Annotated in this window: 18 protein-coding genes and 1 pseudogene; 9 read left to right on the top strand and 10 right to left on the bottom strand. The window is 72.9% G+C overall.

Annotated elements, in window-relative coordinates; genetic code table 11:
- Nucleotides 1-112: 112 nt before the first annotated feature.
- The gene (locus ABXS69_RS09595; RefSeq protein ID WP_366180434.1) at nucleotides 113-298 is read left to right on the top strand and encodes a DUF1508 domain-containing protein; all 186 of its coding nucleotides are present in this window, start codon (nucleotides 113-115) and stop codon (nucleotides 296-298) included.
- A 142-nt stretch (nucleotides 299-440) separates the two neighbouring features.
- Here the strand turns inward: ABXS69_RS09595 and ABXS69_RS09590 are convergent, their stop codons facing one another.
- A complete protein-coding gene (locus ABXS69_RS09590) occupies nucleotides 441-1,100 on the bottom strand; it encodes a hypothetical protein (RefSeq protein ID WP_366180433.1) in 660 nt (219 codons plus the stop codon).
- A gap of 626 nt (nucleotides 1,101-1,726) precedes the next feature.
- Between ABXS69_RS09590 and ABXS69_RS09585 the strand changes: the two genes are divergently transcribed.
- Nucleotides 1,727-2,698: a diaminopimelate dehydrogenase gene (locus ABXS69_RS09585; protein WP_366180432.1), complete on the top strand. Its 972-nt coding sequence runs from the start codon at nucleotides 1,727-1,729 to the stop codon at nucleotides 2,696-2,698.
- Here ABXS69_RS09585 and ABXS69_RS09580 read toward each other — a convergent pair.
- From ABXS69_RS09580 to ABXS69_RS09560, 5 genes and pseudogenes are all read right to left on the bottom strand, one after another.
- On the bottom strand, nucleotides 2,689-3,300 hold the full coding sequence (locus ABXS69_RS09580) for a tetratricopeptide repeat protein (RefSeq protein ID WP_366180431.1): 612 nt from the start codon (nucleotides 3,298-3,300) through the stop codon (nucleotides 2,689-2,691). The genes ABXS69_RS09585 and ABXS69_RS09580 overlap by 10 nt on opposite strands.
- A gap of 214 nt (nucleotides 3,301-3,514) precedes the next feature.
- Nucleotides 3,515-4,441: pseudogene (locus ABXS69_RS09575) on the bottom strand (glucosaminidase domain-containing protein); the annotation flags it as partial.
- A gap of 298 nt (nucleotides 4,442-4,739) precedes the next feature.
- The gene (locus ABXS69_RS09570) at nucleotides 4,740-5,615 is read right to left on the bottom strand and encodes a hypothetical protein (protein WP_366180430.1); all 876 of its coding nucleotides are present in this window, start codon (nucleotides 5,613-5,615) and stop codon (nucleotides 4,740-4,742) included.
- Nucleotides 5,616-5,764: 149 nt separating this feature from the next.
- Nucleotides 5,765-6,871 (bottom strand): hypothetical protein, encoded by a 1,107-nt coding sequence (locus ABXS69_RS09565; RefSeq protein WP_366180429.1) that lies wholly within the window; start codon nucleotides 6,869-6,871, stop codon nucleotides 5,765-5,767.
- A gap of 250 nt (nucleotides 6,872-7,121) precedes the next feature.
- Entirely contained in the window at nucleotides 7,122-8,879 is a 1,758-nt protein-coding gene (locus ABXS69_RS09560) for an MBL fold metallo-hydrolase (RefSeq protein ID WP_366180428.1), read from the bottom strand.
- Nucleotides 8,880-9,176: 297 nt separating this feature from the next.
- Here ABXS69_RS09560 and ABXS69_RS09555 point away from each other — a divergent pair, with 297 nt between their 5' ends.
- Nucleotides 9,177-9,872, top strand: a complete 696-nt coding sequence (locus ABXS69_RS09555) for a hypothetical protein (RefSeq protein WP_366180427.1) — start codon at nucleotides 9,177-9,179, stop codon at nucleotides 9,870-9,872.
- Nucleotides 9,873-9,906: 34 nt separating this feature from the next.
- On the opposite strand, the gene ABXS69_RS09550 is transcribed toward ABXS69_RS09555, so the two are convergent.
- On the bottom strand, nucleotides 9,907-10,983 hold the full coding sequence (locus tag ABXS69_RS09550) for a M48 family metallopeptidase (protein WP_366181590.1): 1,077 nt from the start codon (nucleotides 10,981-10,983) through the stop codon (nucleotides 9,907-9,909).
- 275 nt (nucleotides 10,984-11,258) lie between these two features.
- Here ABXS69_RS09550 and ABXS69_RS09545 point away from each other — a divergent pair, with 275 nt between their 5' ends.
- Both ABXS69_RS09545 and ABXS69_RS09540 read left to right on the top strand, forming a co-directional pair.
- Nucleotides 11,259-12,512, top strand: coding sequence for a hypothetical protein (locus ABXS69_RS09545; RefSeq protein ID WP_366180426.1), 1,254 nt, complete (start codon nucleotides 11,259-11,261; stop codon nucleotides 12,510-12,512).
- Between the two features lie 65 nt (nucleotides 12,513-12,577).
- Nucleotides 12,578-13,300: a peptidyl-tRNA hydrolase gene (locus tag ABXS69_RS09540; protein ID WP_366181589.1), complete on the top strand. Its 723-nt coding sequence runs from the start codon at nucleotides 12,578-12,580 to the stop codon at nucleotides 13,298-13,300.
- Between the two features lie 66 nt (nucleotides 13,301-13,366).
- Here ABXS69_RS09540 and ABXS69_RS09535 read toward each other — a convergent pair whose 3' ends face one another.
- Complete coding sequence (locus ABXS69_RS09535; protein ID WP_366180425.1) at nucleotides 13,367-13,966, bottom strand: GtrA family protein; 600 nt, start codon at nucleotides 13,964-13,966, stop codon at nucleotides 13,367-13,369.
- Nucleotides 13,967-14,344: 378 nt separating this feature from the next.
- On the opposite strand from ABXS69_RS09535, the gene ABXS69_RS09530 reads away from it, so the two are divergent.
- Together ABXS69_RS09530 and ABXS69_RS09525 are read left to right on the top strand one after the other, a co-directional pair.
- Nucleotides 14,345-15,742: a M18 family aminopeptidase gene (locus ABXS69_RS09530; protein WP_366180424.1), complete on the top strand. Its 1,398-nt coding sequence runs from the start codon at nucleotides 14,345-14,347 to the stop codon at nucleotides 15,740-15,742.
- Nucleotides 15,739-16,155 carry a YchJ family metal-binding protein gene (locus tag ABXS69_RS09525; RefSeq protein ID WP_366180423.1) on the top strand — a complete coding sequence of 139 codons (417 nt, stop codon included), beginning with the start codon at nucleotides 15,739-15,741 and terminating at the stop codon, nucleotides 16,153-16,155. The genes ABXS69_RS09530 and ABXS69_RS09525 overlap by 4 nt, the downstream gene beginning before the upstream one ends.
- 103 nt (nucleotides 16,156-16,258) lie before the next feature.
- Here ABXS69_RS09525 and ABXS69_RS09520 read toward each other — a convergent pair whose 3' ends face one another.
- Complete coding sequence (locus ABXS69_RS09520; RefSeq protein WP_366180422.1) at nucleotides 16,259-17,431, bottom strand: NADH:flavin oxidoreductase/NADH oxidase; 1,173 nt, start codon at nucleotides 17,429-17,431, stop codon at nucleotides 16,259-16,261.
- A 196-nt stretch (nucleotides 17,432-17,627) separates the two neighbouring features.
- Between ABXS69_RS09520 and ABXS69_RS09515 the strand changes: the two genes are divergently transcribed.
- Nucleotides 17,628-18,572, top strand: a complete 945-nt coding sequence (locus ABXS69_RS09515) for a patatin family protein (protein WP_366180421.1) — start codon at nucleotides 17,628-17,630, stop codon at nucleotides 18,570-18,572.
- Nucleotides 18,573-18,659: 87 nt separating this feature from the next.
- On the opposite strand, the gene ABXS69_RS09510 is transcribed toward ABXS69_RS09515, so the two are convergent.
- On the bottom strand, nucleotides 18,660-19,229 hold the full coding sequence (locus ABXS69_RS09510; protein ID WP_366180420.1) for an NUDIX domain-containing protein: 570 nt from the start codon (nucleotides 19,227-19,229) through the stop codon (nucleotides 18,660-18,662).
- A 3-nt stretch (nucleotides 19,230-19,232) separates the two neighbouring features.
- Between ABXS69_RS09510 and ABXS69_RS09505 the strand changes: the two genes are divergently transcribed.
- Nucleotides 19,233-20,267, top strand: a complete 1,035-nt coding sequence (locus ABXS69_RS09505; RefSeq protein WP_366180419.1) for an alpha/beta hydrolase — start codon at nucleotides 19,233-19,235, stop codon at nucleotides 20,265-20,267.
- Nucleotides 20,268-20,304: the final 37 nt, after the last annotated feature.

Genomic DNA, 20,304 nt, shown 5'->3' with positions numbered 1-20,304 from the left:
GACGTCGTCGACTGTGTGGGGCGAGGCTCTCCAGGCGCCGCGAGTCGCTTCACGGGACCAGCCTGCCGTGTCATACTCGCTCTGAGTCGTCCATGAAACAGAGGAGAAGATGATGGCGAGCAAGTTCGAGGTGTACGAGGACGGAGCCGGAAAGTTCCGCTTCCGCCTCAAGGCCGGCAACGGCGAGATCGTTGCCACCGGGCAGGCCTATGAGACCAAGGCGGCCGCGGTCAAGGGAACCGAGGCCGTCCAGCGCGCGGCTGCCGACGCCACGATCAAGGACCTCACCGAGGACTGAGTCGACAGCGGTCGGCCCCTCCGGGTCGGCGAAGAGCGCGGGGCGCGCGGAGCAGTGGCTCCGCGCGCCCCGGTCGTCCGCCCGGCTCATGGCGCGGGCTATTGATGCGCCGTGCCCGGCGGCCTCTTTCTGGTGCGGGAGATCAGTTCCTCGCGGCGCGGTATCCGGCGTGCTCCGCGTCAGCGCCGCTGACGAAGCACTCCTCAGCCTTCGTCTGGTCGTAGGAGCCCTGACCGGGGCGGTGATAGATCTTCGACTGGGCATTGCCCTTGATGGGCGCCCAACTCGGGCACGTGTACGTCCCCGGGTAGTAGCGGCTCACCAGTTTCCCATTCCCGCTGAAGCGGTACCACGTGTCGCCGTCCTGGGCCCAGCCGGTGGCCATCGCGCCGTCCGCTCTCAGGTAGTAGTCACCCACCCACATGCTCGTCGCCATCGCGCCCGACGCCGTCAGGTAGTACCAGCTGCCCCTCGAGCTGATCCACGTCCCGCTCTCCATCGCGCCGGCAGGCGTGAAGTGGTACCAGGAGCCGCCGTCCTGGGCCCAGCCGGTGGCCATCGCGCCGTCCGCCTTCAGGTAGTACCAGGTGCCGCCCGACTCCAGCCACCTGCCGTACTGCATCGCGCCCGTGGAGTCGAAGTAGTACCAGGCCTTGCCGTCGTGGGCCCAGCCGGTGGACATCGCGCCGTCGGGCATCAGGTAGTACCAGGTGCCGCCCTGGGCGATCCACCCTGTCTTGAGCGCGCCCGCCTCGTAGAAGTACCACTTGCCGCCACTTTGCACCCAACCCGCCTGGATCATCGGCGCGGGCGCAGGCGCAGGCGTGGGCGCGGGCTGAGGCGGTGTCGCAACGGCTGTGGGAGAGGGGATGGGAGAGGGGAGCTCATCCGCGACAGCTGCTGGAATGACCGCTCCCAGCAGAGAGAGCGCGGAGATCGCCCCGATAGCCGATCGACGAAGGTGATTCATGGGATTCCTCCATGTGGTGACCCGTGCGCCGCCTCCGATGGTGGAGCATGCGGGTAAGAGCCGGAATCTCGACCGTGCCGTGGGAAATCAGGGATGGGAATGCGAGGCCAAGAACTCTCACGGGAAGTGTACGGCACGCCTATGGGGCGATCCGTCCGACGGGGTAGACCTTGCCGGTTCCGGCCTCGCCCAGGAACACGCGTCCCTGCGCCCTCGGCCCGCAGATACCGTCTCGTCCCGTCCTTGCGCCCTCAAACTACAAGAATGAGACGGTATCTGCGGGCCGAGACGGTATCCGCGCGCCGGGGCTGCGCCGCCGGGGCGCCGACGTCCGCAGGGCGATCGTCATGCGCTGGACATATGGCTGATGCCTACTCTTCTGCGGTCCCCGGCCGGGCCCCTGCCCGAGCCGTGGCCCGAACGCCAAGGGACGGCACGACGAACTCCTAGGAGGACTCATGATCAGGGTCGCGATCAACGGATACGGCAACCTCGGGCGGGGCGCGGAGCAGGCCATCTCGAAGAGCGAGGACATGGAGCTCGTCGTCGTCTTCACCCGCCGCGATCCTGCCTCGGTCACCACCCAGGGCGCCCCTGTCGCCCACATCGACGACATGCCCGCCTGGGCGGACAAGGTGGATGTCTGCCTCAACTGCGGGGGATCGGCCACCGACCTCGCCGAGCAGGGCCCCGCCGCGGCCGCGTACTTCACCACTGTCGACTCCTTCGACACCCACGCTGAGATCCCCAGCTACTTCGCCGCCGTCGACGCCGCCGCGAAGGGTGCCGGGCACCTCGCCATCATCTCCACGGGCTGGGACCCGGGCCTGTTCTCCATGCTGCGCGTCCTGGGGGACTCGGTCCTTCCCGACGGTGCCACCACCACCTTCTGGGGCCCCGGCGTCTCCCAGGGCCACTCCGACGCCGTGCGCCGCATCGAGGGCGTGCTCGACGCCCGCCAGTACACGCTGCCGGTCACCGAGACCGTCGACGCCGTCAAGTCCGGTGAGGACGTCGAGCTCACCACCCGCTCCATGCACCGCCGCGACTGCTACGTGGTGGCCGCCGAGGGCGCTGATCTCGCTCGCATCGAGAAGGAGATCGTCGAGATGCCCAACTATTTCGCCGACTACGACACCACCGTCACCTTCATCTCCGCCGAGGAGATGGCCGCCAAGCACGCCGGCATCCCGCACGGCGGCACCGTCATCCGCCGCGGCCGGACCTCCGACGGCGTGGCCGAGCGCATCACCTTCGAACTGGCCCTCGACTCCAACCCCGAATTCACCGGTTCCGTCGTGGCCGCCATGGGCCGCGCCGCCGCCCGCATGGCCGCGCGCGGCCAGACCGGCGCGCGCACCGTCTTCGACGTCACCCTCGCCGACCTGTCCCCGAAGGACCCCGCCGAGCTCCGCGCCCACTACCTCTGAGCATCGGGCCGCAGCCGATCACGGTTGCGGCGGAACAGGGCGAGGTACGGGTGCGCGGCGTCGAGCACGGCCTCGGCGTCGCGCACCAGTGCCTCGTACAGGGAGCGCGCCCGAGACGTGTCACCGGCAGCCTCGCAGGCCCGGGCGAGATTGTTCCGCGCCGACAGCGCATCGGGATGCCCTCGGCCCAGCAGCCCAGCGGCGTCGTCGGCGATGCGCTCATGGAGAGCCACCGCCTCGCGCGCCCGACCCGCGTCCGCGCAGGCGCTGGCCAGGGCGCTGCGGGCGGTGAGCGACTGGGGAGAATCCGGCCCGAGCAGCCCCTCGGTCCCGGCGACCACCTGCTCTAGCAGCGTCACCGCCGACTCCGGATCCCCGGCCGCGCGGTGGGCCCGGGCCAGGTGGAAGCGAGCCCCCAGCACTTGGTGGTCCTCCGGACCCAACTCGCGAGCCAGCTCAGCGACGACGCCCGCGAGCGCAATCGCCTCCTGCGGGCGGCCGACCGCCGTCGCATCACGCAGCGCATCAACGAGAGCGGACGCATCAACAGCGCCCCCATCGGAGGCCGGCCTCCGCGCGCCGCCCGGGCCCTCAACGCCCATGACCGCTTCCTCTCCTTCCCACCACGAGGAGTGGGACGGCTCGATGGCGCCGCTCCTCGACGCCGCTGCTCACGGAGCATGCTATGCCGGCTCCATGCCGGTTCTACGCCAGCTTCACGCCGATCCGCGCCATCGGGGCCCGTCGCGCCCCGCTCCCGCGTCGGGCCCGTCGGCCCCGCTGGCTGACGGGCCCGACGGGTGGCGCCGGAGCCGATCAGCCGAAGTAGGCGCGCATCATCTCCGCCAGGCTCGTTCCGTAGCCGGGGTCGGTCGCCCAGCCGACGCGGGCCGGGTTCTCCTTGATCCCCAGGTACTGCACGTACGGCGCGGCGCCCTTGCGCACATAGGAGAAGCGCGGGTCCACCACCGGGTGGGCGAGTGAGGACGCCGAGACGGAGGGATCGGCGTAGGCGCGCAGATGCTGCACCTGGGCGCGAAGACCGGTCCTCACGTCCGCGAAGGAGGCGCCGCGGGCGCCACCGCCCGTGGCCCCCAGGCCCCCGAAGTTGAACTGGCCGATGCTCACATCACCGCCGAAGCGCAGCCAGGCGGTCTCCTTCATCACCTGGCAGAACAGCAGCTCGGGGCTCACCCCCTCCGCCGTCGCCTCGTCGTAGATGATCCCTGCGAACGCCTCGATCGTGGGCGCGCCCCCAGCGCTGAGCGCCGACGACGGGTAGGGCCTTCCGGAGGAGCGGTAGGCGCTCGCCATCGAGGAGATGAGCGCTTCCCGGCTCGATGACGGCGCGGCCAGCACCGGGGTCAAATCGGCATAGCCCAGCCATGCCCCATTGGCGGCGAAGCGTGAGGCGCGCCCGTCGACGGGCACGGTGCCCGTGGCCATCGCCCCCGAGCCGTAGAGGTAGTACCAGGTGGTCCCGTCCTTCAGCCAGCCGGTGGTCATGGCGCCGGAGTCGGCGAGGTGGTACCAGGTGGTCCCGTCCTTGACCCAGCCGGTGGTCATGGCGCCGGAGTCGGCGAGGTGGTACCAGGAGCCGCCGTCCTTGACCCAGCCGGTGGCCATCGCGCCGCTGTGGGCGCGCAGGAAGTACCAGCGCCCGCCGTCCTTCAGCCAGCCGACCGTCCTCTCCCCATTGAGACCGAAGTGGTACCACTGGCCGCCGTTCGCGACCCATCCGGTGGTCCGCGCGTGGGCGACGGCGGCGGGCGGCGCGGCCACGGCCGTGCTGGCGGGAATGGCGACGCCGCTGAACGCCGTGACGGCGAGGGTGAACGATGCGGCAGATGAGAGGGCGCGAGACGGCATGAAGGGCCTTTCGAGTCGAGGAGCACGAGCGTGGGACAGATGTGACTCCAGGGATGATTGAGATCCATTATGGCAACAGATTCCCAGTGCTCCCGGGCGGCCCTGTGGACGACGACATCGGCCCCGTCTCACTTGGAGGAGACGGGGCCGGTATCTGTTGCGCGAGAAGGGCCTACTGGTAGTAGGGGCCCTGCTGCTGGTACGGCGAGGGCCGGGCGCCCGGCTGCATCTGCGGGCCGGTGGCCATGTGGGCGCCGGGCTGGACGGCGCCGGGGTGCCCGCCGTAACCGCCGGGGCCCGCCGCGATCCCAGCGGCTGGTCGAAGCTGCAGCCCGGCGGCGATGATCGCCGCTCCGCAGGCCAGGAGCAACAGCACCGCGATGATCAGCATGTACATGCCCACGCCCCTGCTGACCTCGAAAGAGCCGCCGAGGCTGCCATAGCTGCTCTTGGCCTGCTTGACGGTCTTCTGGGCGTCGGAGATCTCCGAGTTGGCGTTGAACCAGGTGATGCCGTCCCAGATCCCGCCCAGGACTGTGATCACCCCCGCGCCGAGGACGACGGGGAACTTCCTCACGAAGAACGCGCCGATGCCCACCGCGATCACCAGAAGGCTGGCGATGAGGATCTGCACGTCGTAACTCTTGTCGTCGATATCCCAGAAGTTGGAGGAATCGCTCCGGGAGCCGATCGTCACGGCGACAGCGGGCAGGAAGGACGCGATGATCGCGAGCAGCCCGATCACCGGACCGGCGATGAGCGCGATCGTGTGCCAGGTCGAGGATGTCCTGGTGCTCGCGGCACCGCCCGCCGCAGCGCCGGCCTGGGGCCCGACGGTGCCGTACTGGGCGGGCGCGCTCTGGTACTGCGGCTGCTGGAGCGCCTGTTGGTCGATCCACGCGGCGAGATCGGGCGGGCAGGCGGGATGCTGGCGGACAGATGCCCGCAGGTCGGGGCGGTGCTGTGCGATCTGCGCGAGCGTCCCCGGGGCGATCGCAGGATTTGCGAGGTGAGCAGGTGTGCAGGACAAGGGGTCGATGGCCGTCATGCGAGCTCCTGGGAAGTAGGTGGTGTAGGGACACCGTAGCGGGGATGGCGGCGCGGCGCACGGGCAGGGATCCCCACCCGCCGCGCGCGGGGCGAGGACGACGCCTCGTGTCAGCTGTGAGAGGACAAGGGCTGATCACCCCGGCCCGCTCATGCGCCCGGCTCGTCCCGCATCGCGAAGGCGAGGTGGAGGACCGAGATGAGCAGGAGGACCACGCCGCCGACTGCCAGGAGGGTCGCGCCGGAGCCGACGGAGGCGCCCGTGGCGCCCTCTATGCCCGGCGCGCCCCCAGAGAATCGGAAGATGTTCCGGAAGCCGTCGCTGATCGCCAGGAGGGCGGATGCGGTGCCCGCGATCCCCGTGAGGATCAGCCGCGACCGCCGCGGGGTGATGATCGCGGCGAGGCCGATGCCGGTCACGATGATGAAGACCGCCAGGAGCATGAGCGCCTCTTGGAGGCCGTCCCCGTTCCAGTAGTTGAAGGACCAGGTCCCCGTGTCGAAGGTGATGGTGACGATCGGCAGGAAGGTTGAGACGAGGCACAGGGCGGCCAGCCCCGGCACGGCGTACAGCAGGAGGCGGTGCCAGCGGGAGGCGGCCCCGTCCTCGTCCCTCGGCAAGGGCCCCCCTGAGGTGGTCTGGTCGACCGCCGAGGGCACCGCGGAGGCGGGGATGAGGGGGGCGGGTGATGTCCGGGGCGCGCTGCTCCTCACGGGATCGTCGCTGGGGCCCGACGGCGTCTCGCCACTGCCGGGGGCGCCGGGCACCGCCGCCGCGGGGGCGGTGGGCTCAGAGGCGGCGGGGACCCCCATGCCAGGAACCGCGGTGATGATCTCCGGGGCGGACGCGGGCGGGATGATCTCGGGGGCGGAGCGCGCCGAGCGGGCCGAATGCGCCGAGACGATGGCGGGCGAGGCGATATTGCCGACCGGGGTCGCCGTGTCGTCCGCCGACGCGGGGGAGGCCAGGGCGGCGGGCCCGCCCCGCGTCGGCGGCTCGATGGGCTCGAAGTCGCTCGCCTGCGCGGGCGAGGCGGTGGCCCTGGCGGAGTCTCTGATCGGCGTGGTGGAGGCCGTCGTCGCCGACGCCGAGGCAGTGCCTGAGGCTGAGCGCGACGACGGTTCCGAGGCCGCTGGCGATGCCGCGGATGCCCGCGTGGAATCCGCCGCGGCGCCGTCGTCCGACACCGCCCGCTCAGCGCTCGGCTGCTCGGCCGCATCGGGCTCCAGGAGGGCGGCCCGTTGCTCGATCCACATGGCGAGCTTCCGGGTAGCAGGCGGGGTGCTTGCGCACGAGCGGATGCAGATCCGGGCGGAACTGGGCGACCCGGGCGAGATCCATCTGGGTGATCGCAGGGTTCGCGAGGTCGGCAGGGGTGCACGACATCGGATCAAGGACGGTCATGAGATCTCCTGTAGGGGTTCTCCACTGAGGCCACGGTACCGCGTCCCTCGCGCTGGAAGACAGCCCCGCAGGCGCCGGGCCCGCTGCCCCAGGCCGTCGGCCCTAGCCGAGCCAAGCACCCGAGGGGGAGAAGGAGCGCTCCACGCCGTCGACCGTGACGCTGCCCGTGGCCAGGGAGCCGGAGCTGGTGAGGTAGTACCAGGTGCTGCCCTCGTTGAGCCAGCTGTTGGCCCGCATGGCCCCGGAGTGGTCGAGGTAGTACCAGGTGGTCCCGTCCTTCAGCCAGCCGGTGGTCAACGCGCCGCTGCCGCCCACGTGGTACCAGGCGGCGCCAGAATGGATCCACCTGCTCGTGGACATGGCGCCCGAGGCGCCGAGGTGGTACCAGGTGGACCCACTGGCCACCCATTGGTTGGCGGCCATCCTCCCGGAACCGGGGGCGAGATAGTACCAGGAGGAGCCGACGCGGACCCACTCGCTCATCATCGCGCCGTCCGCTCCCAGGTAGTACCAGGACGAGTCGTCCTGCGCCCAGCCGGTCCTCATCGCGCCGTCGGGGCCCAGGAAGTACCAGGCCCCCTTCCAGCTCGCCCAACCGCCCTCGGTGGCGTAGGGGCTGCTGGAGAACCAGAAGTAGTCCCCGCCGATCCGTCGCCAGCCGGTCAGCGGTACGGCGACGCCGTGCCGGTAGGCCGCGGCATGGGGGCTGCTCGCCTGACGGGCGCGGATGACGAGCCCGTCACTCGCGGCGTCGACGTCGGAGAGGTGGACGCCGTCATCGGCGAGGGCGACGACGAAGCTGATGCGCCCGGAGGCGCGGAGCTCATCCGCTGAGTACCACCGCGTGCCGAGGCGGTCCAGGACGCGCTGCGTGGCCGGCGACAGGGTCTCGAAGCGCCCGGTCTGGAAGGCGATCTCGGGGCGCAGCGTGGTCAGGAAGCCCTCGCTGTTGGAGGAGACGGAGCCGTGATGGCCGAGCTTGAGGACGTCGACGTCGCCGATCAGTGGGGCCAGGCGGTCCTCGTCGCCGTAGAAGTTCTCGATATCCGATGCCAGGAACGCCGAGCGCCCGTGGGCGGTGACCTTGACGCCCCAGGCGCTCTCGTTGGCGTCGTAGATATAAGGGGGCTGCTTGTAGGACTCGTCGTAGTTGACGATCTCGATGCGCATGTCCCCGAAGTCGAAGGTGGGAGACGCGGTTGTGGGGGCGCTGGGGGAGGGCGTGACGGGGGCGCCTGGGACCAGGTGCTGGATGAGTGCGGAGCCGTGCTCCGCCTGGGCCTTGCGGGCGGCGGCGATCATCCGGTCGTAGACGTACTGGTTGTCCCAGAGGTTGTTCTTGCTGGATATCCAGGCGTCGGAGTACTCGGGGGTGTAGATCCGCTTGGGGTGGTACTTCTCGATGACGGTGTCAGCCGTGCCGATGTGGTCCGAATGCGCGTGGGTGCCGATGTAGAACTTGAGGTTGGTGGGGTTGACGCCGAGCTCGTCGAGGTAAGCCCACATGGCGTCCTCGTTCGGCGCTCCCTGGATGACGCCGGGGCGCAGCGGGTACCGGGGATCGTCCCCGCGGGGGTAGTCCTTATCCTCTCCGGAGTCGACCATCGCGAAGCGTCCGTTGCTCTGCAGCACGATGACGTCGGAATCCGTGAAGGACAGAATGTGGATCGACTCATCGGAGGCGGCGGGCGCTGGGCCGGAGGCGGCGGAGGCGGCGGGCGCGGGGAGCGCGGGGGTCGAGCCGATCGCCGCCAGAGCGGCGCTGACGAGTACCGGCGCGATGGCGTGGAAGGCCCAGCGCAGGGCGCGCCTGGGGGCGCCTGGGGATCTTGGTTCGCTGGTGGGGTCGGGCAGAGCCATATCAGTCTCCTCGGGATTCCCGGCACCTCCTGGGGAGGGTGGAGCGCGGGGAGGCGCGCCACTGCCGGATCCGGGAGCGTCGCGCCTGGCGAGGATACCTGCGCGGACTGCCCTCACGAGCTGTGAATCCCCGTGATTCCAGCGATTTCTGGGGTGAACCGTGAGGTCAGGAGACTGGGTGTGAGATATGCGTCGGTGGGCGCGGCGCTCCCTGGGGGAGCGACGGCGCGGCGGACCACGGGAGTATGGCCGGCCGCGGCTCGCCATCGGGCCCCGGCGCCTGTCTAGGCTGAGGCCATGACGAACTCGACGCCCTCCGGGCCCATCGACGGGATCCTTGCGGCGGCGGCCGCCGAGCTGGCCGGGGAGGCCGCCGCGGGCCCGGGCGCCGCCCCCGGAGCCCTCGCGGCCCCCGCCGACCCCGCTCTCGCCGCCGCCCTGGCCGACGGGCGCCTCATGCTCTGGCAGGCCGATGCCCGCGACACCCACCGCGTCGCCCAGCTCCTGGCGCTGCGGGGGACCACGATCCAGGAGGCGCTTGAGGCCGCCCCCGCCATGATCGACTCGATCCCCGTGCTCGTCCTCGCCTCCCTGGAGGATCCCGCCCATCCCGACGATGTCGACGCTGCGGTCTCCGTGGCCCTCGCGGGCGCCTTCGTCCTGCCCGCAGACCCCGACGAGGGCCGGGAAGCCTCCTGGATGGTCACCGGCCTCATCCTCGACCCCGCCGCCAAGACCCGCCCCATCGGCCGCGATCTTCTCGAGGGTCTCGCCGAGGCGGTCGATGCCGCAGACCCCGGCGCCCCACTGTGGGCCTTCGTCGAGGCCAGTGAGCACGCCGTCGTCGCCAGCCACCTCGCCGCCGGCTTCACGAAGGTGGAGCAGCGCCCTCACTACGCCGGTATCACCTTCCCCACCGGTGATGGCGCGCTGCTCGTCCGCGAGCCCCAGGCGCGCCCGGAGGTGGAAGAGGGGCCCGGCGGCGCGGTCTGAGCCGCCCCGCCGGGCCTCCCGCCGTCAGCGGCTGTCAGCGGCCGACCGGCCGGGGATCGGCCAGGCGCACGGCGTCGCGCGGCACGTCGTACTCGACCCCCGGGTAGCGCCCGAACTGCTCCTCGGCGGCCACCCTGGGCCGGGTGGCGTCCATGAAGGCGAGGACCTGCCCCGGCGTCGGCCATGTCTTGCTGCTATCGCGGCCCACGGGGCTGATCGGCCCGGCGAGGACGCCCTGCTTCGGGCGGGCCATGAGCCGGCCCGGCCGACTGCGGTCCCGTAGGGCGTGCGCGCGCCAGGTCAGCACGGGGTGGCTCGCCCGCCAGGAGGCGATGTGGAGCCAGAAGCCCCCTTCCGTCACGGCGCGATCCGCCAGGGCGTGGAAGCTCACCTGCGCGCCCAGGTACTTCCCGGCCGCGAGCAGTCCCATCGTGCCGGGAGCGCCCTGCGGGCACGCCGCGTAGCCGTGGTTGTCCGCCGTGTACTCCTGGGCTCGGCTCAGCGCCGACCCGATGAGCGGGACCTGCATGCCCAGCGTCGTGATCGCCAGGCGCAGGAAGGAGGCGTGGCCCGCGGCCAGGTGCCCCACCTCGTGATTGATGACGAAGCGCAGCGCCTCCGGGTCGCGCGCCGAGCCGCCCACCTCGAACAGGTCGGAGTAGACGACGACATAGCGGCGGTGCCCGTGCCCAGCGGCGAAGGCGTTGATCTTCCCGTTCCCGAGCATCACGTAGGCGTCCGGCACGCGCCGTAGCCCGAAATCGCGCGCGGCCTCCACGACCATCCGGTATCCCTCGGGGAACTGAGTGAAGCTCATCTGCACCCCCCGCGCGCGCTGCTGCGCGTACATGATGGCGCGCACCACCCACAGGAGGATCGGGAGGAGGGGGACGAGGAGGAGGTACTGGCCCAGGGAGTTCATGATGAACGAGCGCACCGCCGCCCCTGCCTCGGTGGGCTCAGGGACGGCGATCAGCCAGGCGATGAGGCCGAACCACGCGGCATAGGCGCCCAGGGTCAGCAGCCCGCAGGCGGCCATCAGCGGAAGCTCCTTGGGGTGGCGTAGCGCGCGGATCCCGAACCATCCGTGGACGGTCGCCCCGTTGAACAGGGTTGGGGGCCGCACCGGTGGCTGGACCATCTGGGGGGCCTGGGAGTCCAGGGGCCCGCCGGACGGCGCCCCGGGGACGAGCTGCTGTGTCATACGCGGCACCGTAACGGGCTTCGCGGATGGAGTGGTCGTCCTGCGGGCGGATGCGCCACCGGCGTGTCCTGATCTGAGTGAGGGCCGCGACGGCGCCATGGCGACCGTCGCGCGGGGTAGTGCTCCCCGCCACCGCGCGCCCGCCATGGCGCTGACGGCGACGGCGCGCGAGAATTCCTTCTATGAGCGAGTACCGAGCCGAGCCCCTAAGCCCGCGGCCCGACGGCGACGCGGCAGGAGCCCCACGGCGCTATGGCTCCTGGACCGACCAGCCGACCCAGTCGATGCCCTCCGCCACCGAGGCGGGCGCGGTCGGCGACGAGGCCGCCGACGCCGTCGCCACTGACGTCTTCTCCGGCTATGAGGGGATCGAGGGCTATGGCGGTTTTGGCGGTGCCCAGGGCTCCAGCGGCGCCGATGCCGCCCCCGACGGCGCGGCCACTCCCGCCGAGGCGCCGCTCGCCCAGACGATGGCCCTGCCCCGCGACGCCGTCCTCTCGGAGATGGTCGGCTACCCCGACCCGGCGCCCTGGGCCCCTCTGGCGCCTCAGATGCCCGCGGAGACCGCCTACCTGCCTCCCGTCGCGCAGCAGGCCCCCGCCTACCAGGCCCTGCCCGCGCCCTACCCGCAGCCCCAGGGGCCCGCGATGCCTTCTCCCTACCAGCAGGCCCCGCCGATGATGCCCGCGGGCCCGACCGTGGGCGCGCCGGCCCCGCAGCTTCCCCTGCCGCTCCCCGCCCGCCCAGGGCCCTCCTGGTACGCGGTCATGCTCGCCTGGATCTGGCGCGCCGCCATCGCCGGGCTCGCGGGCTACGGGCTCTGGCTCCAGCTCGAGCCGGCGCTGCGCGCCGACGGCATCGTCGGCGGGCACGCCCTCGTCCTCCAGCAGCTCCGATTCTTCACCACCCTGAGCAACGCCGTCGTCCTCGTGGCCGTGGCGGGCGCCCTCCTCGAGCCGCTCGTGGGCCGCGTGGGCGTTTTCAGCCTGGGGCTGCGCGCGTTCGGCCAGTGGGTGCGGGGCCTGGCGGTCGTCATGGCGGTGTTCACCGGGCTCGTCTTCGGATTGCTCCTGAAGGGCGGCTTCGAAAGCCCCATCAGCTGGATCCCGCACCTGGCGCTGCCCGCCGCCGTGGCCCTGGACTGGGTTCTCGTGGGCCGCAATCAGAACCTCCTGCGGCTCTCCACGCCCGTGACCTGGACGATGACCCTCCTGCCCTACATTCTGCTGTACATGTGGGACACCCGCCATGCCGGCCGCCCCATGTACAGGTTCCTCGATCCGAACAAGGACGACTGGCTGACCTGGATGGGATTCCTCATCGGCGGGTTCTTCGTCCTGGCGCTCGCGGTGTGGATCCTGGGCCGCCTCCGCGGCTCCATCGTCGCCCGCGGCGAGCGCGCCCGAGCCGCCGCCCGCGCCGGGGTCGGCTGGTGAGCGCCGCGGCCCAGGAGGGGCGCCACTCCATCACCGGGCACCCGGACCACGCCGTCCCCTGGGCGATGCAGATCGCCGTGCGCTACGACAAGGTCGCCCCTCCGCGGTCGATCGACGTCGCCGAGGTCGCCGCCCGCGCTGTCGTCAGCCTCCTCGCCGACCCCCGCAGCGCCCCCGGCGGGCCGTGGGCCGAGGCCGTCGACCACTGGCGCGACGGCCGAATCCGCAAGCTCGTGCGCCGCGCCCGGGGCAAGCGCTGGGAGGAGGTCCAGGAGCTGCCCGGCCTCACGGTGGAGCAGGACGGGCCATTGGGCTGGGGGCGCGCCGCCGCGCGGGCCTTCGTCCCCGGCCCCGTCCGACCCCTTCCGCAGCCGCTGGCCAAGACCCAGGTGGAGGGCACCCACTTCCCCGACGGCGCGGCCCTCCCGCCCCCGCCCGCCGCCATCACCGCCGCCATTGAGAAGGACCCCGCCAGCGCGGGGGAGAGGATCTCCCTGGGGGCGGGATCGGCGTCGTCGGGGGCGCTGGTGACCATCGAGGTGACGCCCCTGCATGGGATGACCTCCGGGAAGCTCTGCGCGCAGGCCGCCCACGCCGCCCAGCTCGCCTGGGAGGGCGCGGCCATGCCCGAGGCGCTGCGGGAGGCCTGGGCCGCTGACGGCTTCCGGGTGCGCCTCGAGCGCCCGGACCGCGCCTCCTGGGGGATGGCGAGCAGGCCCGTGAGCGTCGTCGACGCCGGGTTCACCGAGCTCGACGGCCCCACGGAGACCACGCGCGCTCACTGGTGAGCAACGGGTGCGGAGAGCGGGGCGGAAGCACGGAGACCGGGCTCGCCGGGGCCGGGCGGCCGCCGATCAGGCGGACGCGGGGGCCCTGTCACGGGCCGAGTCGCGGAACACCCACAGGCGCACGAACACGTAGAGGTACAGGCCCTCGCAGCAGGCGGAGACGACCCGGGCCACCAGCGCGTTGACGCCGAGCCAGTGCAGCAGGCTGGACAGCCCCAGGATGAAGATGACGTACTGGCTGATCAGGCCGATGAAGTAGCGGCCGCCCTGGAGGGCCAGGTGCTCATGGGACTGGAAGTTGAGCCAGCGGTTGAGCAGGAGCGAGTACACCCCGGCGATCACGTAGCCCACCGTCACCGCCAGGGAGTACCACCAGTGCAAGTGGTTGTAGAACAGGCTCAGGCAGGCGATGTCGAGCAGGAAGGCCGAGCCGTTGATGACCGCGTAGCCGATGAAGGTCTCCGGGACCAGCCGCCGCAGCGCCGCCGGGATCAAGCGATGGACGGCCCCGGTGAAACGGGCGAATCGCTCGGGGGCGCGTGAGGCGCGAGCCGCCGGCGCCGGGGCGCCGCCGGGGGCCGCCGGGCCGCTGAGAGGCGCGGCCGACTCGCGCGCGGTGCCCCGCTTCCCCGCCACGACGGCGGCCTCGGGCCTCGTGCTCGACATACCAGTCCCTCCTCGCGCTCGCTTCCGGGGACCGCTGGCCGCGGCTCGCGACGCCCCCCATGCCATCCCAGTCTTGCCCAGGCGCGCCCCCGCGACCAACTCCTCCAGGCGGATAGTGGGTCCCGCGCCCTCCGCCCACGGGATGAGGGCCGGCGCGCCCACCCGCGTCACGGGCCGCACCGGCGCGAGCGTCCCGGCCGCCTCCGCCGCCTCCGCCGCGCCCGCCGCCCCGCGCCCGGCGGTCGCGGCGCGCGAGACCGGAAGGCGGTCGTCCAGGACGCGCGAGGCCGTTGAGACGGGCACCCCCGCGGTTGCCGGGCCGGGGCCGGGGACGCTCATGATGCCGCTCCTTGTCATGATCGGTGCGAGGATGCGGCCATGCCCGAGACGCCCGCAGCAGCCGACCCCTCCGGACCCGCAGCCGTTGCCGACCCGTCCCCGCGCGAGGCCCGCCCCGCCGCGAGCGCCCTGCGCGACGCTGATGCCTACGCCTGCGAGCTCATGGACTACGTGTCCGCCTCCCCGAGCTCCTACCACGCCGCCGCCGAGGCCGCGCGGCGACTGGCCGCCGCCGGATTCACCGCTCTCGATGAGGCTGAGCCCTGGGGGCCCGCCACGCCCCAGCGGGGCTGCGCCGTCCGCGACGGTGCCATCGCCGCCTGGGTCCTGCCCGAGGAGCCCGGGGGCGCCAGCGCCTTCCGGATCGTCGGCTCGCACACGGACTCCCCCGCCCTCAAGCTCAAGCCCGCCGCCCAGATGGGCCGCGACGGCTTCGCGCTCCTCGGGGCCGAGGTCTACGGCGGGCCCCTGCTCAACTCCTTCCTCGACCGCGAGCTCGGCCTGGCCGGGAGGCTCGTCACCCGTGACGGCACCGGCCACCTCGTGCGAACCGGCCCCATCGCCCGCGTCGCCCAGGTCGCCCCGCATCTTGACCGCAGTGTCAACGAGTCCCTCCACCTCGACCGCCAGGCCCACCTGGCCCCCATCTGGGCCCTGGGCGACGGGGGCGCCGCCGACGACGTCGAGGCCCACCTGTGCGAGATCGCCGGGATCGATCGGGACGACCTCGCCGGTCACGACATCCTCACCTACCCCACTGAGGCGCCGGCCCGATTCGGCCGCCGCGCCGAGTTCATCGCCTCCTCCCGCCTGGACAACCTCAGCTCCGTGATCGCGTCACTGTTAGCGCTGGAGTCTCTGCGCGCCGACGCGGGCGGGCGGGGCGCTGGCGGGACGGCGTCGGGCGACGTCGTCGTCCTGGTCGCGAACGACCATGAGGAGGTCGGCTCCGGAACCCGCTCTGGCGCCGCCGGCCCCTTCCTCGAGCAGGTCCTGCGGCGCCTGGCGAGGGCGCTGGGGATCACCGGCGAGGCCTACGAGGCGATGCTCGCGCGCTCGACCTGCCTCAGCGCCGACGCCGCGCACTCCGTCCACCCCAACTACGGCCAGCTCCACGACCCCGTCGTGCGCCCGGTGCTGGGCGGCGGGCCCGTCCTCAAGATCAACGCCCAGCAGCGCTACGCCACCGACGCGACCGGCCAGGCGCTCTGGGAGCGGGCCTGCGCGGCCGCGGGCGCGCCGCATCAGGTCTTCGTGTCCAACAACGCGGTGCCCTGCGGGACGACCATCGGGCCGATCACCGCTCAGCGCCTCGGGATCACCACCGTGGACGTCGGCCAGCCGATCCTGTCCATGCACTCTCAGCGGGAGATGTGCGCCGTCGTCGACGGGCCATGGCTCGCCCAGGCGCTCGCCGCCTACTGGGCCGGGGCATGAGCGGCGTGCGCACCGCCGGGGCGCGCGCCTCGGACCCCTGCCCCTGCGGGAGCGGCGCGGTGTTCGGCGCGTGCTGCGAGCCGATCCACGACGGCGCCCCCGCCCCCACCGCCGAGGCCCTCATGCGCTCGAGGTACTCGGCCTTCGCCGTCGGCGACGAGGACCACGTCTTCCGCACCTGGCACCCGCGCACACGCCCGCCCGGGCCGTACTGCCACCCCGGAACGGCCTGGCTGGGCCTGCGGATCGTGGAGACGGTCGGCGGGGGAGCAGCGGACGAGACCGGCATCGTGGAGTTCGTGGCCCGCTACCGTGCCTGGGACGGGCGCGGCGGGGTCGTGGAGGATGAGCTGGCCGAGCGCGCCCGCTTCATCCGCCGCGCCGGCCGCTGGCTCTACGAGACCGCCCTCTGATCGAGACCGGTCGAAATCAGGACCGAGACCGGTCGATATGAGGACCGAGACCGGTTCGGCGCGCCGCCGGGCCCTGGGGGCGGGCGGCGCGCCGAACCGGCCCTCACCGCCAGGCGCCGCGCCAGTACTGGACGGGCAGCCCCGCCTCGCGCCAGTCGTCGACACCCAGCTCATGGGCCCAGCGCGCGGGCAGGTAGGGATCCCGCAGGGCTGGGCGGCCCACCGCGATCGCGTCGGCATCGCCCGCGGTCAGGATCGCCTCGGCCTCCGCCGCGGAGTCGATCATCCCCACCGCGGCCACGACGACGCCCGCCCCCGGCCCGCCGTCGGCGGCCGAGGCCGCTAGGGCGGCGCGCGCCTGCGCGGCGTAGGGCACCTGGTAGCCAGGGCCCACCGGCACCGTCCCGGGCGCGTTGCCGCCGGTGGACACGTGGATGGCGTCAACGCCGGCGGCCGCGAGCTCGACAGCGAGGCGCGCGGTGTCCTGGCCGGTGAGCCCGCCCTCGGCCCAGTCGGTGGCTGACAGGCGGATGCCGAGCGCCCGCGGGGTGCCCGCCTCAGCCCCGCCGGTGGCGCCCACCGCGCTCCCGGCGTCGTCGATGGCATGGCGCACCGCGGCGACCACCTGGAGCGGGAAGCGGCGGCGGCCCGCCTCATCGCCCCCGAAGGCGTCGGAGCGCGTGTTGGACAGCGGCGAGAGGAACTGGTGGACGAGGTAGCCGTGCGCGCCATGGATCTCGATGAGGTCGTAACCGGCGGCGACCGCCCGGCGCGCGGCCTGGGCGAAGGCCTCCACGAGCCGCGCGATCCCGGCCTCGTCCAACTCGCGCGGGACCGCGTGCCCCTGGCCGGGATAGGCGATCGCGCTGGGCGCCACGAGGTCCCAGCCCTCAAGCGTCCCCGCGCGGGCGCCCGCCGCGTCCGGCCGCCACGGGGGCGTGCCCGCCTTGCGGCCGCCGTGCCCGAGCTGCACCCCGGCCAGCGCGCCGCCGTCGTGGATCGCCGCGACGATGCGGCGGTGCCCCTCGATCTGAGCGTCATCCCACAGGCCCAGGTCGAACTCGGACAGCCGTCCCTCAGGGGTCACCGCGGTGGCCTCGACGATCACCGTGCCGAAGCCGCCGACGGCGCGCGTCCCGTAGTGCAGGACGTGCCAGTCGGTGGCGACGCCGTCGCGCTCCTGCGCGCTGTACATGCACATGGGCGGCAGCCACAGGCGGTTGCGGGCGGTCAGCGGGCCGATCTGGAGGGGCGAGAGGAGGTCTGGAGTGCTCATGCCGCGACGCTACGACCCTCCGAGCCCCCATTGCGGGGGAAAGGCGAGGCGGGGGGCGCTGTTCTCCTCTGGGGGAACATGGTGGGATGGGGCGCCTGGCAGAGGGCCGGACCGGTCTCGATCCTCATATCGACCGGTTTCGATGCTGTTTTCGACCGGTCTCGATGAGGAGGGGCGGGAGGGGTAGCGTGACGCCGTGACCTCCCGCAATCGGCAGCACGGCTACTACCCCTACGGGCACCCCCTGCACGCCCCCGCCCCCGTCACCGCCCGGATCGACGACGTCGCCCTCGTCTTCGAGGGGGGCGGCATGCGCGGCGCCTACACCGGCGCCCTCGTGCGAGTCCTGCTGGAGGAGGGCCTGGAGTTCGGATGGGTGGGCGGCATCAGCGCCGGCGCGACGAACGCCGTCAACATGGTCACCCGCGACACCTGGCGCGCCCGCGAGGCCTACCTCGGCATGCCCCTGCTCGGCGACGCCGGCGGCTGGGGCAGCTTCGCCCGCGGGCGCGGCTACTTCAACTCCGACCGCATCTACCACCACACCTCCGCCCCGGACGAGGAGATGCCCGTCGACTGGCCGACCCTCGAGGCCTCCGACGCCGAGCTCGTCCTGGGTGCCTTCCGCTGCGACACCGGTGAGGAGGTCTACTTCCACCGCTCCGACATGCCCACGCCCGCTGATCTCCTCGCCCGCGCCCAAGCCTCCGCGTCCATGCCGGTGCTCATGCCCGTGGTCGAGATCGACGGCGCCCCCTACCTCGACGGCGCTCTCGGGCCCACCGGGGGGTTCGCGACCGACGCCGCGCTCGCCGACGGCTATGAGCGCCTCCTCGTGATCTCCACCCGCCCCGCCGGATACCGCAAGCCCGAGGAGAGACGCCCCGAGGTCTACCGGCGGCTCCTGCGGCAGTACCCCGCGGCCGCCGAGGCCCTCATCAACCGCCCGCGCCACTACAACGAAGCCCTGGAGGACCTCGAGCGGCGCCACGCCGAGGGCAGCGCCTACCTGTACTGCCCTGACCGTATGGGCATCGCCAACGGCGAGCTGCGCTACGACCGCCTCACCACCGCTTTCGAGGCGGGACTCGTCCAGGCCCGGCGGGAGATGCCCGCGATCAGGGCGTTCCTCGGGCTCTGAGCCGGGTTCGCCGGTGCCGAGCCCGCGACGGGGCGCCGGCAGACGGCGCCCGCCCCTCATGGGGGCGCGCCCTCACGCGGCCGCGCCTCAGTGCGGGCGCGCCACCCCGTAGCGCGCGATCCGCTCGCCGTCGAAGCCGAGGGGCAGGATCGCGGGCACGGGCGCGCCGCCGTCGAGAGCCGCGGCGAGGCGCTCCAGGACGGCCCGCTCATGCGGCGGGACCGGATCGGGGAGGCCCGCCAGGGCGAACCACCGCAGGCCCGCGCATTTGGCTCCCTCCATGATCCGCGGCTCGCCCGTCCAGGAGCGCGCGGTGAAGAAGAAGTCGACGCGCTGCTCCAGCGCCGCCCCGCCCACGTCGTTCGAGCGGTGCAGCGTGGTCAGCGGCTCGATCCAGCCCGGCTCGACAGTGACCCCCACCTCCTCGGCGGCCTCGCGCGCGGCCGTGCGGGTGACGGGCTCGCCGTCGTCCACGTGCCCGGCCACCCCGCAGGCCCAGTGCCCGTCCATGTAGCCGGTGCTGCGCCGCAGCTGCAGGAGCACCCGCGTGCGGAGCGAGGGCGCCCCCTGGCCGGGCTCCTCGCGCATGAGGAGGAGGTAGGCGGCGGGGATCAGCGCGAAGGGCTGAGCGGACGGGGTCGGGCGGGGTACATTCATGGAATGACCATAAGCGGATCGCCGGGCGCGGGCGCGGGGCGGGCTCCCCGGGAGGCGGGGGCCGCGCGCGAGGCCCGGGAATGGGTCACCGTCGACGACGGCCGCCGCATCGCCCTGCGCGTCTGGGCGCCTGCCGATGGCTCGGCCGATGAGGACGGCGCGCCAGTGCCGCGCGCCGTCATCCAGCTCGTCCACGGCATGGGCGAGCACGCCGCCCGCTACGAGGCCTTCGCCCGCAGCGCCGTGGGGGCCGGCTACGCGGTGGTGGCCGACGACCACCGCGGGCACGGACTGACGATCGCCGCCCCCGATGAGCGTGGGCACACCGCCGACGCCGACGGCGCTGAGAGGGTCCTCGCCGACCTCGCCCAGGTGCGGGGCTGGATCGGGCGGGCCTTCCCCGGTCTCCCGGTCGTCCTCATGGGCCACTCCTGGGGCTCCATCCTGGCGCGGGTGCTCGCCCCCAGGCTCGGAGCAGGTCCCGGGGCCGACCCTGCCGCCACCATCACCGGTCTCATCCTCGTGGGCACGGCCGGGAGCGCGGGGATCCTCGGCGCCATCGGCCCCTGCCTTACCCGGGCGCTGTGCCGGACGCGCGGGCCGCGCCGGCGTGAGAGGATCCTCGACGCCCTCGTGCAGGGGCCCTACAGAAAGCCCTTCGCGCCGGGCCGCACCCGGTACGACTGGCTCAGCCGGGACGAGGCGGTCGTCGATGCCTACGTGGCCGATCCCCTGTGCGGATTCGACTACACCAACGCCTTCTACCGCGACCTCGCCGACCTCGTGCGCACGGCCTCCAGCCGCGCCGTCTTCAACGCCGTGCCGGCGGGGCTGCCGATCCTCATCCTGTCAGGGTCCCGGGACCCGGTCGGCGCGATGGGGAGGGGGCCGCGCTGGGTGGGGCGGCGCTACGCCAGGGCTGGAGCCTCCCCTCTTAGCCTGCGCCTCTATCCGGGCGCGCGCCACGAGGCCCTCAATGAGACCAACCGGGACGAGGCCGTCGGCGACATCCTGGGCTGGATCGCGCGCATCCTCTGAGGGCGCTCCCGGCGATGCCGGGGCGCGCTCGGAGCCG

Source organism: Actinomyces timonensis (genome assembly GCF_040702965.1).
Classification (GTDB): domain Bacteria; phylum Actinomycetota; class Actinomycetes; order Actinomycetales; family Actinomycetaceae; genus Actinomyces; species Actinomyces timonensis_A.
This window is presented reverse-complemented; position numbering and strand designations above follow the sequence as displayed.

Bases quoted from the DNA above. Each gene is read 5' to 3' on its own strand.
- ABXS69_RS09555 (WP_366180427.1), top strand. From the start codon at position 9,177: ATGACGAACTCGACGCCCTCCGGGCCCATCGACGGGATCCTTGCGGCG.
- ABXS69_RS09535 (WP_366180425.1), bottom strand. From the start codon at position 13,966: ATGTCGAGCACGAGGCCCGAGGCCGCCGTCGTGGCGGGGAAGCGGGGC.
- ABXS69_RS09530 (WP_366180424.1), top strand. From the start codon at position 14,345: ATGCCCGAGACGCCCGCAGCAGCCGACCCCTCCGGACCCGCAGCCGTT.
- ABXS69_RS09545 (WP_366180426.1), top strand. From the start codon at position 11,259: ATGAGCGAGTACCGAGCCGAGCCCCTAAGCCCGCGGCCCGACGGCGAC.
- ABXS69_RS09590 (WP_366180433.1), bottom strand. From the start codon at position 1,100: ATGATCCAGGCGGGTTGGGTGCAAAGTGGCGGCAAGTGGTACTTCTAC.
- ABXS69_RS09510 (WP_366180420.1), bottom strand. From the start codon at position 19,229: ATGAATGTACCCCGCCCGACCCCGTCCGCTCAGCCCTTCGCGCTGATC.
- ABXS69_RS09585 (WP_366180432.1), top strand. From the start codon at position 1,727: ATGATCAGGGTCGCGATCAACGGATACGGCAACCTCGGGCGGGGCGCG.
- ABXS69_RS09540 (WP_366181589.1), top strand. From the start codon at position 12,578: ATGCAGATCGCCGTGCGCTACGACAAGGTCGCCCCTCCGCGGTCGATC.
- ABXS69_RS09595 (WP_366180434.1), top strand. From the start codon at position 113: ATGGCGAGCAAGTTCGAGGTGTACGAGGACGGAGCCGGAAAGTTCCGC.
- ABXS69_RS09520 (WP_366180422.1), bottom strand. From the start codon at position 17,431: ATGAGCACTCCAGACCTCCTCTCGCCCCTCCAGATCGGCCCGCTGACC.
- ABXS69_RS09525 (WP_366180423.1), top strand. From the start codon at position 15,739: ATGAGCGGCGTGCGCACCGCCGGGGCGCGCGCCTCGGACCCCTGCCCC.
- ABXS69_RS09560 (WP_366180428.1), bottom strand. From the start codon at position 8,879: ATGGCTCTGCCCGACCCCACCAGCGAACCAAGATCCCCAGGCGCCCCC.
- ABXS69_RS09505 (WP_366180419.1), top strand. From the start codon at position 19,233: ATGACCATAAGCGGATCGCCGGGCGCGGGCGCGGGGCGGGCTCCCCGG.
- ABXS69_RS09580 (WP_366180431.1), bottom strand. From the start codon at position 3,300: ATGGGCGTTGAGGGCCCGGGCGGCGCGCGGAGGCCGGCCTCCGATGGG.
- ABXS69_RS09565 (WP_366180429.1), bottom strand. From the start codon at position 6,871: ATGTGGATCGAGCAACGGGCCGCCCTCCTGGAGCCCGATGCGGCCGAG.
- ABXS69_RS09570 (WP_366180430.1), bottom strand. From the start codon at position 5,615: ATGACGGCCATCGACCCCTTGTCCTGCACACCTGCTCACCTCGCAAAT.